The 15,673-nt window shown below is 41.9% G+C and carries 10 protein-coding genes; 7 read left to right on the top strand and 3 right to left on the bottom strand.

What is annotated here, in order from left to right; translation table 11 throughout:
- Positions 1-168 precede the first annotated feature (168 nt).
- Positions 169-891 carry a DUF4197 domain-containing protein gene (locus QJ048_RS03425; protein WP_282332927.1) on the bottom strand — a complete coding sequence of 241 codons (723 nt, stop codon included), beginning with the start codon at positions 889-891 and terminating at the stop codon, positions 169-171.
- A gap of 50 nt (positions 892-941) precedes the next feature.
- Complete coding sequence (gene dusB / locus QJ048_RS03420) at positions 942-1,982, bottom strand: tRNA dihydrouridine synthase DusB (RefSeq protein ID WP_282332926.1); 1,041 nt, start codon at positions 1,980-1,982, stop codon at positions 942-944.
- Between the two features lie 205 nt (positions 1,983-2,187).
- Here dusB and QJ048_RS03415 point away from each other — a divergent pair, with 205 nt between their 5' ends.
- Both QJ048_RS03415 and QJ048_RS03410 read left to right on the top strand, forming a co-directional pair.
- Positions 2,188-3,132: a CPBP family intramembrane glutamic endopeptidase gene (locus QJ048_RS03415; RefSeq protein ID WP_282332925.1), complete on the top strand. Its 945-nt coding sequence runs from the start codon at positions 2,188-2,190 to the stop codon at positions 3,130-3,132.
- A gap of 63 nt (positions 3,133-3,195) precedes the next feature.
- Positions 3,196-4,050, top strand: a complete 855-nt coding sequence (locus QJ048_RS03410) for a phosphatidate cytidylyltransferase (protein WP_282332924.1) — start codon at positions 3,196-3,198, stop codon at positions 4,048-4,050.
- Positions 4,051-4,059: 9 nt separating this feature from the next.
- Here the strand turns inward: QJ048_RS03410 and QJ048_RS03405 are convergent, their stop codons facing one another.
- Positions 4,060-4,689, bottom strand: coding sequence for a hypothetical protein (locus tag QJ048_RS03405; RefSeq protein WP_282332923.1), 630 nt, complete (start codon positions 4,687-4,689; stop codon positions 4,060-4,062).
- Positions 4,690-4,966: 277 nt separating this feature from the next.
- Here QJ048_RS03405 and QJ048_RS03400 point away from each other — a divergent pair, with 277 nt between their 5' ends.
- The 5 genes from QJ048_RS03400 to ileS all read left to right on the top strand — a co-directional run bounded on the left by QJ048_RS03400 (position 4,967) and on the right by ileS (position 15,530).
- On the top strand, positions 4,967-5,590 hold the full coding sequence (locus tag QJ048_RS03400) for a TetR/AcrR family transcriptional regulator (protein WP_282332922.1): 624 nt from the start codon (positions 4,967-4,969) through the stop codon (positions 5,588-5,590).
- Positions 5,577-6,998, top strand: a complete 1,422-nt coding sequence (locus tag QJ048_RS03395) for a TolC family protein (RefSeq protein ID WP_282332921.1) — start codon at positions 5,577-5,579, stop codon at positions 6,996-6,998. Before QJ048_RS03400 ends, QJ048_RS03395 begins: the two co-directional genes overlap by 14 nt.
- A gap of 61 nt (positions 6,999-7,059) precedes the next feature.
- Complete coding sequence (locus QJ048_RS03390) at positions 7,060-8,223, top strand: efflux RND transporter periplasmic adaptor subunit (protein ID WP_282332920.1); 1,164 nt, start codon at positions 7,060-7,062, stop codon at positions 8,221-8,223.
- Positions 8,224-8,340: 117 nt separating this feature from the next.
- Positions 8,341-11,970 carry an efflux RND transporter permease subunit gene (locus tag QJ048_RS03385; RefSeq protein ID WP_282332919.1) on the top strand — a complete coding sequence of 1,210 codons (3,630 nt, stop codon included), beginning with the start codon at positions 8,341-8,343 and terminating at the stop codon, positions 11,968-11,970.
- Between the two features lie 215 nt (positions 11,971-12,185).
- Positions 12,186-15,530, top strand: a complete 3,345-nt coding sequence (ileS, locus tag QJ048_RS03380) for an isoleucine--tRNA ligase (RefSeq protein ID WP_282332918.1) — start codon at positions 12,186-12,188, stop codon at positions 15,528-15,530.
- The last annotated feature ends 143 nt before the right edge of the window (positions 15,531-15,673 follow it).

Genomic DNA, 15,673 nt, shown 5'->3' with positions numbered 1-15,673 from the left:
TTACACATGCAAACACCCGAACAGGTATATCAAACAAAAATCCCGGTCACCTGAGGCAACCGGGACAATTTAAAAATCTGTCAACTTATTTTAGGACTATACAATGTCTGAAGATTTAACAAAAAAAATCAGTGCAAATCTGCTAAATCATCGTCATGTGCGTGCTCACTACTTCCCGAAAACCTTTTGCAAAATAGCTGAAGCCTGGCCCATAGGATCAGTACGGATAGCAACTTCTTCTTTGGCAATCTGATCAAACAATGCGTCAGTTGCTTTTCCCGCAACATAGTTTTGCAAATCAGGGTTTATTTTTTGAACAGTAGTTGGCAGTTTATTGTAGACATTTACAATGTCAGCGTAGTATTTTGTAGCACTTACTTTATCCAGTGACTGTTTTATATTCGGTGCAAACGCCGCCAGTAATTGAGAACTTGTTTTGTCCTTGAAATAATTGGTTACTGAATTGTTTCCGCCTTTCACAATGTTCAATGCATCGGTAATGCTCATTTGTTTAATAGCGTTCACAAAGATGGGAGTTGCCTGACCCACTGCATCTTCCGCTGCACGGTTGATTTGTGTGATCGCTTTGTCTACTTGCGCGCCCATACCTAAAGTGCGCAATGTGTTTTCTACTTTAACTGCATCAGGTGGTAACAGTACCTTGTAAGCCTGGTTTCCCAGAAATCCGTTCGTCACGTTGAGGGTTGAAACAGCTTTGGTTATGCCTTGTGTAAGTGCTTCACGGATACCCTGCGCAGCATCATTTTCTGTAACTGCGCCAGACGACTTCGTGGTTGTTGTGCCTGTACCTGTTGAAGTTTGTGGTAATTGCAAAGTTTCGCAAGAACTGAATAGTGCCATTGCTGGAATGGCCAGAGCCCAAATTTTCATAGATATATTTTAATTTTTATAGAGACACAAGATTAAAATCGAATGCCAGACTAGTCAATCGGGCATTTCTCGTGATAGTTGATTAATTCTATTTCTGTTTTAGGAAACTCGAAACCTGTATAGTAAGAAGTAACTGCATCCAGCACTTCATTAATTTCTGGTTCTGTTGTCAGCGTAACAAGTTTTCCCCTAAACTCTTTAATGTTTGGCAAACCTTTCAAGTAATTCGCATAATGACGGCGCATCTCGAAAATGCCTACAATTGGTCCTTTCCACTCCACAGATTTTTGCAAATGCTTTTTGCAAACCGCCACTCTTTCTTCCACCGTTGGCGGAGCCAAATGAGTACCTGTTTTTGCAAAATGTTTTATTTCATTAAAGATCCATGGATAACCAATCGCCGCACGACCGATCATGATACCATCAACGCCATAGCGATTCTGATATTCAAGCGCTTTTTCCGGAGAATCAATGTCTCCGTTACCAAAGATGGGAATTTTGATGCGAGGGTTGTTTTTCACCTTACCGATAAGCGTCCAGTCTGCTTCACCTTTATACATTTGCGTACGCGTTCTGCCGTGGATCGCAAGTGCTTTGATGCCAACGTCTTGCAAACGCTCCGCGACTTCTTCAATATTTCTGGTATTGTCATCCCAGCCAAGGCGCGTTTTCACCGTAACGGGTAATTTTGAGCTTTTAACAACAGCATCGGTCAGGCGCACCATCAGGTCGATATCTTTCAACACGCCGGCTCCTGCGCCTTTCATGGCCACTTTTTTTACCGGGCAACCGAAGTTAATATCCAGTAGATCCGGATTCGTAACATCCACAATTTTTGCCGCAAGAGAAAGACTTTCCTCATCTCCACCAAATATCTGGATGCCCACAGGGCGTTCATAATCAAATATATCGAGCTTTCGGCGGCTTTTAATCGCATCACGAATCAATCCCTCACTGCTGATGAATTCGGTATACATAAGGTCGGCGCCATTGTCTTTACACACCGCACGGAACGGCGGATCACTCACGTCCTCCATTGGAGCGAGTAGCAAAGGAAAATCAGGAAGTTGTAAGTTGCCGATTGTAACCATAATTTTTAGGCGCTTTCCGAAAAAGCTGTAGAACTAATTAATAATTAATGGATTGGCATTCGTAATAGAATCGAGTGCTCTAATTTTGAACAGATTGCCTTCTAAAAGGCCGCCATCGTATTAATTATTCATTATAATTGCTTCAATCTGCTGACGGAAAACTAATTTTGAGCTGCAAATTTACGAGCATTTTACCGAACCATTTATGAACACTTATCTAAAATACAAGCCTGTTTGGCTTCAATTTATAATTTTAGGCGGTCTTTTCTTCGTTACAAGTGCCGTTTTGGGCTCAGCGGCCGCTTATTCCATTGCCGGAGCCTACCATATTAGCCTTGATGAACTGATGAATCCGGTGGGCCCTGCTGCGGTCGCCGCTTCAAAGGTGAACCTGGCCATCAGTTCGATATTCGTCTTTGGCTTGTCAGGCTTTTTATTCAGCTATATGTCTGATCATCATCCGTTTAAATATCTCGGGTTTAGAAAACCCGCGCCACAGATATTTATGTCAATAGCAGTAATAGTTTTACTTGCCTCCCTTCCGGCCCTTAGCTGGTTCGCAATTATCAACAAACAAATACACCTGCCTTCCGGTCTGCATCAAACATTCGAAAAGTTCGACGAACTGAACAGGGAAATGATGAAGAAAATGCTGGTTATGCCGTCCGTAAAGGATCTTTTCATGAACGTCATCATATTTGGAATAATTCCGGCGATGATGGAGGAGATTTTTTTCAGAGGCGCATTGCAAAGGATTTTTATCAAATTGTTTAAAAGTCCGGTTATAGGAATTATTGTCACCGCATTTATTTTCTCTGCCGCTCATATGGAGTTTAGCGGGTTTCTGGTTCGCTTTGTTTTAGGAGCTTTGTTGGGAGCGTTGTATTGGTACAGCGGCAGTCTTTGGCCGGGAATATTGATGCATTTTTTAAACAATGCGATGCAAATTATAGTATTGTATTATTATCCGTCAACAATGGTGGAAGACACTCATTTCAGTGTTTGGCTGGTATTGACAAGTTGTGTTGCAATAGTTTTAGTTCTCATCTGGATGAAACGCATTTCGCATACCCATTACAGCGAGATATATGATACGGACGATTTTACGATAGAACCTATTGATAGAAAGAATGACAATGGTAATTATTAATTGTTAATTGGCATAACAGAAACCCCCAATTCAATACCCGATTCGCACAAATAAAAATATACAATGGCATTTAACTGGCAAACCTTTAAAACCCGGACATTAACAGCTGTGCTATTTGTAGCCGTGATGCTTACCGGCCTTCTATGGAACTATTGGAGTTTCTTTATTTTATTTTCCATCATACATTTCGGCTGCTGGATAGAGTATCAAAAACTCATTGGACTAACCGACAGTGAATACAATAACATCAATCCTTTCCACAGATATGCTATCGTGATTGCCGGATGGTGCCTGATGTTATTTGCCACTAATGATTATTTTCATGTAGGCGGGTTTCTTTTACATGCCATTGGATGGTGGGTTGGTTTGATCGCCCTTTTTATTTTACCTATTTCTGAATTGTTGTTTTCAAAAAATATCAATTCTAAAAATATCGGCTATTCATTTCTCGGGATACTATATATATCATTGAGTTTGGCAGCTATGATCGACATAAGGAATCCGGTGAAATTCGATTTTCAGTGGGTCACGCCGTTGATTATTATTTGCTCCATTTGGATAAATGATACAATGGCCTACATTGTCGGCTCGCTGATTGGCAAAACACCATTTTCTAAAATCTCTCCCAAAAAAACATGGGAAGGAACGATAGGTGGAATGGTACTGGCGGTTGTAACGGTTACGCTTGTGGGAAGAGCAATTGGCGTGTCATCTACAACTGAATTGATTGGTATTTCTTCCATTGCCGCCATTATGGGAACGCTTGGCGATTTGCTGGAAAGCAAACTAAAACGCATGGCCAACGTAAAAGACAGCGGCAGCATCATGCCCGGTCATGGAGGCTTTCTGGATCGCTTCGACTCTCTCCTTGTAGCAACGCCGTTTGTGTGGTTGTTTTTGAAGTTGCTTAACGCTTAATAGTAAACGTTATTGAACAGTTAGTGTTGCGCTAACTCCATTAACACGAGACGGAAAAGTTGATTCAAATATTTTTAGTACAGCTAAAACGGTCTGCCTGTCCTTATTACCAGGACAGCATTCTTCGTAGAAGTCGGGATTGTCAAAATACAGTTTTTTGATCTCTGTTTTCGTGATCAAATACAATTCATATACCGAGCCATCCATTACTGTGCATTTCTTGTGGCAGGTGTCGGATTTGTCGTCCTTCAAATTCCATAAATTGAATTGATCAATGTTGATCCAGTTTTGATTCCTTAGTCTATAATCAACTTTGTGCGGTATAAAATACCTGTTAGTGTCGGGATCCGTATTTCTAAACACGTCGTCTTCTGTCAGGAATTTATATTTTAATGCTAAAGGAAATGTATAACCCGCGGACCACTTAAAAGGATCATAATATGAAAAGTAGGCGGTGAAACTATCCCATTTAGAAATCATTTGAAAATCGTTGCCATTGTGCGCATAATTCAACACAATCGTGCTGTCGAAATTTTGCCGCAAAAAATTACAAAGAGGTGTTTTTTCAAACTTATGACCTTGAGAAAATGAAAAGTGGAAAACGAATAAAAGGAAAGCGACGGCGGCAAATTTTTTCATAGAGAAATCATTAAAAATAAATCGAAAAAGCTTCGGCTAAACCGATGGATAGCAAGGACGCAAATTGCATTAAATTCCATAAGCAAACGATCTGATTTAGCAGATTTTCACGACTCAAGATTCGCCATTTCCCCGCTTAAACATTGAAGTTCAAACGGTTTAATCAAGATAACTTCATTTGCCCGAAAATATTATGAATGGTAAAAAAAGTTTATGGAAACTTTTGTTACACGAAAAGTTTCCATAGTTTTGTTCCAGAATTTATTGGAATATGGAAATGAAAGATCGGATTAAGTCAAAAGCCAACGAGCTTTTTAAGCGCTACGGGATCCGCTCCGTGACTATGGATGAGATTGCAACGCAACTCGGTATTTCAAAAAAAACCATCTATCAATCCTTTACCGACAAAGATGATATTGTAAGTGAGGTAGTGAAAGATCACCTCGAATCATCTGAACAAGATTGCCTGTCGTGCAAGCTTGATGCGGAGAATGCGGTACATGAAGTGTTTCTTGCAATGGACCGTGTGATTGCACATTTAAGAGACATGCACCCTGCAATGGTTTTTGATCTGCACAAATTTCACTATGAAGCTTTCAGGAAATTTCAAACGTTTAAAGACGAGTTTTTGTACAAGGGCATTGAGGACAATTTGAAACGCGGCATCGAAGAAGGGCTGTACAGACATGAGATCAACATTGAAATTCTTTCGAAGTTCAGAGTAGAGTCGGTTTACTTTTCTTTTAACCCCAACACATTTTCGCCAGAAAAGCACACCCCGGCAGACGTACATATGGAGCTGATGGTGCACTTCTTATTTGGCTTAAGTACACCGGAAGGATATAAACAAATCGAGAAATATTTATTTGATCGTAAAAAACAACACCATGAGGGAAGTTAGAAAAATTAACCTTATCACATCTTTGATGTTGATGTTGTGTATTGGTGCAATGGCCCAGCAGCCGGTACAACCACCGCAGATACACAGCTTTTCCGTTAAGGAGGCGATAGATTATGCCACAAAAAACAATGCAATAGTAAAGAACGCTTTACTGGAGTACAAGATCCAGGAACAAACCAACAGGCAAATTACAGCTGCAGCATATCCGCAATTGAACGGATCATTGGGAAGCACTTATTTCCCGCATGTTCCAGTGCAGGTTTTCCCAAACTTTATTGCTGCCGGTACCTACCACGTGCTGGCAGATGAAGGAGTTAAGAACGGTGCAGGTGACGTAATTCAAGAGAAGGGTGACTATGGAGTTATACAAGCCGCTTTTGGGACGAAATGGTCCGCCTCCGCAGCTGCAACACTCAACCAGATTTTATTTGACGGACAGGTATTTGTTGGGTTGCAAGCCAGGCAAGCATCTTTGGACTATCAGATAAAAAATGCGGAAGTTACAACAGAGAACATCAAAGTAAACATCTACAAAGTGTACTATCAGTTGATCGTAAGCAAAACGCAGATAGCTCAGATAGACGCTAACATAGAAAGGACATCAAAACTACTGAGCGATTCAAAGGCAATGTTCAATAATGGATTTGTAGAACAACTGGATGTAGATAAAGCAACAGTCCAGCTTGCAAATCTGCAAACGCAAAAATTGAAAGTCGAAAGATCCATTGATAATGGCTATACAGGGCTTAAGTTTTTAATTGGCATGCCTATTCGTGATAGCCTCATTTTAACAGATGATCTTACTGATGAAAAACTAAGAAGTGGCGTACTGGAAGGAAGCACCTACAAATATGAAGACAGGAAAGAATACCAGGCACTGGAGCTGGAAAAGGAATTAAACGAATTCAACATTAAAAGATATAAATACGCTTATTTCCCAACAGCAAGCCTTTCAAGTACTTTTTCGAAAAACGCTTACAGGGACCAGTTCAACATTTTTAAAAAAGGAGATTGGTACACAGGATGGAACATTGGCGTAAACATTGCCGTTCCGATATTTGACGGGTTTGCAAAAGATGCCAATATCAAAAAAGCAAAATTGCAATTGGAGCAGGCAAACAATCAAATGGATAATTTGAAACTGTCAATTGATAATGACGTGGCCGTGGCGCAGAACAATTTTAAAGCTGCTATTATAACCCTGGATTATCAAAAGAAGAATATGGATCTGGCAGAGCAAGTGTATAATCAAACAAAGAAGAAGTATGAAATGGGCCTGTCGTCAAATCTTGAGATTACCAATGCACAGGCAGATTTGATCACCGCACAAAGCAACTATACAAGCAGTTTATACGATGCTGTAATTGCTAAGATCGACTATGTGAAAGCAACTGGCAAACTACCTTAAAAAATTTTTCAACACTGTACAGACAAGTCACTCCCTTGTCTCTACCACAAACAACATATTTATGCAACGCATTTTCAACATAACACTAATTGCTTTAAGCACCACGCTAATGGTTTCGTGCGGAAGCAGCAACACCTCTAAAAAACCTGTAGACGCAAAAAAAGAAGAACTGGCAAAATTGAAACAGGACGAGGAGGCAATAAATAAAAAAATAACATCTCTTGAGGCAGAAATAGCAAAGCTTGACCCCGCTTCTGTAAAAGCAGAAAAGCCAAAGCTCGTAGGCATTACCTCGTTGGCCCCAACTCCATTTACACACTATGTGGACCTTCAGGGTAAAGTGGATGCAGATAACATTTCGTATGTGGCTCCCCGTGGCACTCCTGGTGTTGTAAGAGCGATCTATGTAAAAAAGGGAGACGCAGTCAGGAAAGGACAGTTGCTCTTAAAACTTGACGATGCCGTTATTAAACAACAACTTGCGAACGCTCAAACGCAATTGACATTTGCAAAAGATCTTTATCAGCGTCGCAAGAATCTTTGGGATGAAAAAATTGGAGCAGAGGTGGATTTGATCAATGCAAAAAACAATGTTGACCAGGCAGAAAACCAGATCAAATTGCTGAATGAGCAACTCGGCTTCACAAATGTTTATGCTGATATGAATGGTATAATGGATGAAGTGAACGTGAGAGTAGGTGAAACCTTTGCGGGAATGGCGGGTAATTCGCCACAATTGAAATTGGTTAACACAAGCACATTAAAAGCGGTTGTGCAGGTTCCTGAAGCATACCAGGCAAACGTAAAAATTGGATCGCCGGTTAGAATCTCATTGCCCGAAGTCAACAACAAAGTTGTAATGGGTAAAGTGCATGTAGCGGGCCGATTGATCGATCCGGACACAAGAACTTTCTATATAGAAGTGCAACTGCCTTCGGATAAAGATTTGCGGCCGAACCAAATTGCATTGGCACAAATTCAGGATTACTCAACTCCAAATGTGATCACTATTCCTATTAATACTTTGCAGACCGACGATAAAGGCAAGTATGTGCTTGTGGCTACACAGGATAAAGGAAAACTGGTTGCCAAGAAGAGACCTATTACCATAGGACAAACTTATGGAGACAAAGTAGAAATCAAAACGGGTCTGCAACAAGGCGACCAACTGATCACAGAAGGTTTCCAAAGCTTGTATGACGGACAGTTGATCACTACGAGCTAAGAAAAGTTATAAGTAGTAAGTAGTAATTTATAAGTGCGCCTATGCGGCCATGCCTTATGATTTGCCACATACTACCCACAACTTAAAACTTATTACTTACAACTTACAACTCAAACCATGAGTGCATTAGAAAACTTTTCCGGAAAATTTAAAGACTTCGTCGTAACAACGTGGAGTATTAAAAATAAAACTTCCATATACCTGCTCATGATCTTCCTGAGCATTATCGGAATTTTTCAGTTCGTAACGCTGCCCAAAGAGCAGTTCCCAGATATCGTTATCCCTACTATTTATGTGCAAACAATTTATGTTGGTAACTCACCAAAGGATATCGAGAATCTGGTAACAAGACCAATCGAAAAACAGATCAAAAGTATTACCGGTGCCAAGATCAAAAAATTCACCAGTACATCTGTGCAGGATTATTCTGCCATCGTAGTAGAGTTTGAAACAGATGTAAACGTGCAGGACGGTTTACAGAAAGTAAAGGATGCAGTCGACAAGGCAAAACAGGATTTGCCAACTGATCTTACACAAGAACCAACTGCATTGGAAGTGAACTTCAGCGACTTCCCTATTATGTATGTAAACATAAGTGGAGACTATAATCAGCAGCGTTTGAAAAAATATGCTGATGACATGAAGGATAAGCTGGAAGAGCTTCCGCAAATAAACCGTGTAGACATCGTAGGTGCGCCGGAAAGAGAGTTTCAGATCAATGTGGACAATTATAAAATGCGAAGCGCCGGTATAACCTTCGATGATATTGATGGCGCAGTAGCAAGAGAAAACATGGATATTTCCGGCGGGTTGCTGGATGTGGGCACAATGAAACGCAACCTTCAGTTGAAGGGTCAGTTCAAAACCGCCGCAGATATTGAAAAAGTAGTGATAAGAAACCAGTCAGGTAAACCGATCTATCTAAAAGATATTGCCACTATCAAGGATACAATTAAAGAAAGAGAAAGCTATGCCCGCCTTGATGGCAAGAACGTTGTTACCTTAAACATCATCAAACGTTCTGGTGAAAACCTCATTGAAACGAGCGACGATGTGAAGAAGTCAGTAGAAGAAATGCGCGGAGCATTTCCAAAGGACCTGAACATTACAGTAACGGGCGATAGCAGCACCAAAACGAAAACATCATTTAACGATCTTGTAAACTCAATCGTAATCGGGTTTATACTGGTGTTGGTGATCCTCATGTTCTTCATGGGCGTTGTGAATGCGTTTTTCGTGGCCTTGTCTGTACCGCTTAGTATGTTCCTGGCATTTATGTTTCTTCCGGCGGCAGACTGGATCATTGGAACGCACGTAACGCTGAACTTCATGGTGTTGTTTGCATTGCTGTTTGGCTTGGGAATCATAGTGGATGATGCGATTGTGGTAATCGAAAATACGCACCGCATTTTCATGGAGAACAAAGGAAAGATCACTACCGAGAGATCTGCGATGGCCGCAGCGGGCGAAGTGTTCGTGCCCGTGTTGGCAGGTACACTGACTACATTGGCTCCTTTCATTCCGCTCATGTTCTGGCCTGGTATCATTGGTAAATTCATGATCTATCTGCCAACGATGTTGATATTTACCTTAACGGCGTCTTTGATCGTAGCGTTCATCATGAACCCTGTATTTGCGGTTGACTTTATGAACCATCCGGAAAACGGCCACAAAGAATCGAAATTTGCCATCTTCAAAAAACCGGGCCTGTGGCTCGCTGTGGGTCTCGGCATCCTGCTAGACCTTGTCGGTATGGCAGCGCCAAGTGCAGCAAAATCTGCAACTGATGAAGCGGTTATCAATATGTACACTTTCTGGGGCAACCTGTTATTGTTCATCACCATATTGGTATTGCTCAATAAGTTTTTCCTGGATAGTATTATACACTCATTCCAGAACAAGGCATTGCCGTGGATAATGAGTCATTATGAAACGTTGCTGAGATGGGCACTGAAAGGCTGGAGGCCAGTATGGTTGTTGCTTAGCACCGTAGTCTTGCTTGTTTTCTCATTCGTATTCTTTGGTGCGAGAAATGTACCGGTTGTATTCTTCCCGCAAAGTGATCCTAATCAGATCTTCGTTTACCTGAAATTACCGGTAGGAACATCTGTAGACTACACAGACTCCGTTACCCGTACACTGGAAACGAAAGTGTACAGGGTGCTGGGAATGGAAAATGGTAAAAAGAACCCAATGGTAGAAAGCGTTATTTCTAACGTTGCCGTGGGCGCAAGTGATCCTAGCAGCGGTGACAGAAGTACGAGAAGTGAATTGGGCAGAATCCAGGTTTCCTTTGTGGAGTTTGAGAAACGTCACGGCGTTTCCTCAAGACCTTACCTGGACAGCATTCGCGCTGCGATGAAAGGTATTCCGGGTGCGGAAATATCTGTTGACCAGGAGCAGGGTGGGCCTCCTACAGAGCCTCCGGTTAACATCGAGGTAGCCAGTGAAGACTTTGATAATCTGATCAAAACGGCGGTTTCTCTAAAGAACTACCTTGACTCCATCCAGGTGCCCGGCGTGGAAGAGTTGAAAATGGATATTGACCTGAACAATCCTGAAATTTCGCTTACCGTTGACCGTGAGAGGGCGTTAATAGAAGGCGTGTCTTCAGCGCAGGTTGGCGGCCAGTTAAGAACCGCACTGTTTGGTAAAGAAGTGTCAAAAATTAAGGAAGGAAAAGAAGAATATAAGATCCAGCTTAGAAACAATGAGGTACAAAGGAAGAATCTTGTAGAGTTGCTGAACATGAACGTTGTTTTCCGCGACATGGCAACAGGACGAGTGAAAAGCGTTCCGATCAGTTCATTGGTTAAAATTGATTACACCAGCACGTTAGGTAGTGTGAAACGTAAGAACCAGAAACGTATGATCACGGTCCGTTCAAACGTGCTCACGTCACAAGGCTACACACCAACTGCGGTGAACCAGGATATCACCAAGTATATCGATAAGTTTAAAGGCAAAGCGGATGGCGTAACCATTAAGCAAACCGGTGAAGGCGAACAACAGGCTGAAACAGGCGCATTCCTTTTAAAAGCCTTGGTACTGGCACTGATGCTGATCCTGATAATATTGGTATTGCAATTTAACTCAGTGAGCAAGCCGGTAATCATTCTCACGGAAATTATATTCAGTGTAATTGGTGTAATGCTTGGGTTTGCATTCACGAGAATGCAGGTATCAGTTGTAATGACGGGTATTGGTATCGTGGGGCTTGCGGGTATCGTAGTGAAGAATGGTATCCTTGTGATCGAATTTGCCGACGAATTAAGATCACGTGGTTTGAAAACAAGAGAGGCTGTTGTACAGGCTGGTAAAACGCGTATCATTCCTGTAATGCTTACTGCGATGGCCGCGATCCTGGCACTGATACCGCTGGCGGTTGGGTTCAATATCAACTTCGTAACACTGTTCTCGGACCTGAACCCACGCATTTTCTTTGGTGGAGACAACGTGTCGTTCTGGAAGCCGTTGTCATGGACCATTATCTTCGGTTTGGCATTCGCGTTCTTCATGACGCTCGTAATGGTTCCAAGTATGTACCTGATCGCAGAAAGATTGAAACGCCCGATGCGCAGATACTTTGGTGGTAAATGGGTTTCTATGATGGGAATTCCACCGTTGACAATCATATTTATTTTAATGATATTCTACGCGATGATCCGTCACGCAATAGATGTTGCAAGACGTTCAAGGCGTAATGTTCCCGGATCCGATGTGACCTGGAATAAAAGTTGGTTTTAGTTTTAATATATCATGATCAAGTAGAGACGCCCGAAAGGGCGTCTTTTTTATTAACTGAATGACTGAATAATTGAATAACTGAGTGTGGTTGCAAATTGACTCGACTGCTCAATAATTCCATTATTCCATTATTCAACTATTTCGAGCCTTCAGTTATTCAGTCATTCTTTTCAATACCTTTGCAAGCTATTTTTATATATATTGGAGATTTGACTATGTCTACAACAAAATATCGTGAGTTTAACCAACTGAATCTACCAACAATAGAGCAGGAAATATTGGCAAAATGGGCTGAAAATCAGGCTTTTGAAAAAAGTGTGTCATTAAGAGAGGGAGCGGAACCGTTCGTGTTTTATGAAGGTCCCCCAAGTGCGAATGGTATGCCCGGAATTCACCACGTTATTTCAAGAACATTAAAGGACCTTGTTTGTCGCTATAAAACCATGCAGGGTTTCCAGGTTAAGCGTAAAGGCGGCTGGGATACACATGGTTTGCCGGTGGAGTTAGGGGTTGAAAAAGAACTAGGCATCACAAAAGAAGATATCGGCAAAAAAATATCCATTGTTGAGTATAACCAAAAGTGCCGCGAAGCAGTTTTGCGTTATAAAGACAAATGGGACGAACTGACTACAAAAATGGGTTACTGGGTTGACCTGAAAAATCCTTATGTAACCTTTGAAAATGAATACATTGAAACGCTTTGGTGGTGCTTAAAGCGGCTATATGAGAAAGGGCTTTTGTACAAAAGCGTTTCCATCCAACCGTACTCTCCCGCAGCAGGTACAGGTTTAAGTTCTCATGAATTGAACCAGCCGGGAACGTACAAGGATGTAAAGGATACCAGTGCGGTGGCAATGTTTAAGACTGCGAAAAACGGAGATTCTCAATTTTTGTTCGACGCAGCTGGAAACGACGAAGTTTTTTTCCTTGCGTGGACGACTACTCCATGGACGCTTCCTTCAAACCTTGGTCTTACAGTTGGCGGTAACATAGATTACGTTTTGGTTAAAACATTTAACCCGTACACACACCTGCCGGTAAATGTTGTGCTGGCGAAAAACCTCATTGGCAAATATTTCAAACCAGAAGGCGAAAACGGAGATTTCGCGGGTTATACTGCAGAAACAAAATTGTTGCCTTGGCAAATACTCGCTGAGTTCAAAGGAAAGCAACTCGAAGGCTTACGCTACGAGCAATTGCTTCCTTACGAAGCAAACACCCCGGAAAAATCCGGAGGCGATCCGTTCCGTGTGTTGGTGGACAGCTTTGTAACTACAGAAGATGGTACCGGTATAGTTCACACCGCTCCCGCTTTTGGTGCGGATGACTATAAGGTGGGCAAAAAATATGGCATCGGCATTCTGACCCTCGTTGACCGCGAGGGAAAATTCGTGGACGGCCTGGGTGAATTCAGTCATCGCTATGTAAAAAATTACAAGGACGAACAGAACTACGTTGACGTAAATGTTGACATCAGCGTAAAACTGAAAAAAGAAAACCGGGCTTTCAAAGTAGAAAAATACGAACACAGCTACCCGCATTGCTGGAGAACTGACAAACCCGTTCTTTACTATCCGCTGGATGCTTGGTTCATCAAAACCACGGCTGTCAAAGACAGAATGGTGGAACTGAACAAAACCATCAACTGGAAGCCAAAAGCTACCGGCGAGGGCCGTTTTGGCAACTGGCTGGAAAACATGGTGGACTGGAACCTAAGCCGTAGCCGTTATTGGGGTACACCGCTTCCTGTTTGGAGAACAGCAGATGGCAGCGAAGAAAAATGTATCGGTTCAATTGAAGAACTGAACACAGAAATAAGAAAAGCAAACGAAGTGTTGGGTGGCGATGTAAATAAGCATTATTTGCACGACGGCATCCTTGATTTGCACAAACCATATGTAGACGAAGTTGTCTTGGTAAGCAAAGATGGCAAACCAATGCACCGCGAACCGGACTTGATCGACGTTTGGTTCGACAGTGGTGCAATGCCTTATGCGCAGTGGCACTATCCGTTCGAAAACAAAGACGCAATTGAAAAAGGTACAGCTTTCCCTGCAGATTTTATCGCAGAAGGCGTTGACCAGACTCGTGGTTGGTTCTATACGCTTCACGCATTGGGCGTAATGCTATTTGACAATGTTGCTTATAAAACAGTAGTTTCCAACGGATTGGTGCTAGATAAAAATGGTAATAAAATGAGTAAGCGCCTCGGTAACGTGGTGAATCCATTTGAAACCATCGGCACGTTTGGTGCAGACGCCACCCGCTGGTACCTGATCACCAACGCCTCTCCATGGGATAGTTTGAAATTTGATATAGAAGGTATCAAAGAAGTACAACGTAAATTCTTTGGTACACTTTATAATACATATCAGTTCTTTGCATTGTATGCCAACGTAGATGGTTTCGCATTCAAAGAAGCCTACATACCTATAGATCAAAGACCTGAAATCGACAAATGGATACTGTCATCCCTTCAATCTTTGGTGAAGAATGTAACGGAAAACTTCAACCAGTACGAGCCAACATTGGCTGGCCGTTTGATAGAAGACTTTGTGGATGAACAACTTAGCAACTGGTACGTGCGCCTTTGCCGTCGCCGTTTCTGGAAAGGAGAATACGAGCACGACAAAATAAGCGCATACCAAACGTTATATGAGTGCCTTGAAACCATTGCCCGATTAATGGCGCCGGTTTCGCCGTTCTTCTCCGACTGGCTGTTCAGCAACCTGAACGCCGTAACCGGAAAAGTAGACGAAACTTCTGTTCACCACGTATTGTATCCGAAAGCAAAAGAAGAATTTATAGATCTGGGGCTGGAAGAAAGAATGCAATTGGCACAGGACGCCTCTTCTTTGATCCTGTCGCTGAGGAAAAAAGTAAACATTAAGGTTCGTCAGCCGCTTCAAAAAGTACTTATCCCTGTTTTCAATTCTTCCATGAAAGGACAGCTCCAAAAAGTGGAAGATTTGATCAAAACGGAAGTAAATGTGAAGGAGATACAGTATTTAACCGATACTGAAGGCTTTATTAAGAAGAAGATCAAACCAAACTTCCAGGCACTTGGTAAGAAGCTGGGGGGCAAAATGAAAGCGGCAGGAGTTGCGATCGGTCAATTTACACAAGAAGACATCGCTTTATTAGAAAAAGAAGGTACTTATTCTTTGTTAATTGATAACGAACCATTAATATTACAACTTAATGAGGTGGAAATCACCAGCGAGGACATTCCCGGCTGGATGGTTGCCAACAAAGGTATATTAACAGTAGCCCTGGATGTTACACTCACCCCAGAACTGGAAAGCGAAGGAAATGCAAGGGAGCTTGTCAACAGAATACAAAAGATACGGAAGGACAATGGCTACGAACTCACGGACCGTATTATGGTAAGGCTTGCTGATAGTGAATTCGTAAAACAATCAGTTAGCCAATTTGATGAATATATTCGCACCGAAATCCTCGCAGACAAGTTAGAACTTGTTGATGGACTGATCGATGGCACTGAAATTGAAGTGAACGATATTTCATTAAAAATCCAGGTAACAAAATCCATTAATTGATAAACTAAGCCTTAAGGGTAATTAATAATGAATAATTAAGGTCGCAGTCATTAAAGGTTGCTGCTTCCTGTCAGAAAGATAAAAGTTTGATAAACCGATATCAATTATTAATTATTAATTCAAAAACCCCGCTTGCGGGGCCC

It is taken from the genome of Pinibacter soli (genome assembly GCF_029961145.1).
GTDB classification, from domain to species: domain Bacteria; phylum Bacteroidota; class Bacteroidia; order Chitinophagales; family Chitinophagaceae; genus Pinibacter; species Pinibacter soli.
Note: the sequence above shows the minus strand (reverse complement) of the source record. Positions and strands in the feature narration are given on the sequence as shown.

Coding starts and splice junctions, on each gene's coding strand:
- QJ048_RS03405 (WP_282332923.1), bottom strand. CDS start 4,689: ATGAAAAAATTTGCCGCCGTCGCTTTCCTTTTATTCGTTTTCCACTTT.
- dusB (WP_282332926.1), bottom strand. CDS start 1,982: ATGGTTACAATCGGCAACTTACAACTTCCTGATTTTCCTTTGCTACTC.
- ileS (WP_282332918.1), top strand. CDS start 12,186: ATGTCTACAACAAAATATCGTGAGTTTAACCAACTGAATCTACCAACA.
- QJ048_RS03395 (WP_282332921.1), top strand. CDS start 5,577: ATGAGGGAAGTTAGAAAAATTAACCTTATCACATCTTTGATGTTGATG.
- QJ048_RS03425 (WP_282332927.1), bottom strand. CDS start 891: ATGAAAATTTGGGCTCTGGCCATTCCAGCAATGGCACTATTCAGTTCT.
- QJ048_RS03415 (WP_282332925.1), top strand. CDS start 2,188: ATGAACACTTATCTAAAATACAAGCCTGTTTGGCTTCAATTTATAATT.
- QJ048_RS03400 (WP_282332922.1), top strand. CDS start 4,967: ATGAAAGATCGGATTAAGTCAAAAGCCAACGAGCTTTTTAAGCGCTAC.
- QJ048_RS03410 (WP_282332924.1), top strand. CDS start 3,196: ATGGCATTTAACTGGCAAACCTTTAAAACCCGGACATTAACAGCTGTG.
- QJ048_RS03385 (WP_282332919.1), top strand. CDS start 8,341: ATGAGTGCATTAGAAAACTTTTCCGGAAAATTTAAAGACTTCGTCGTA.
- QJ048_RS03390 (WP_282332920.1), top strand. CDS start 7,060: ATGCAACGCATTTTCAACATAACACTAATTGCTTTAAGCACCACGCTA.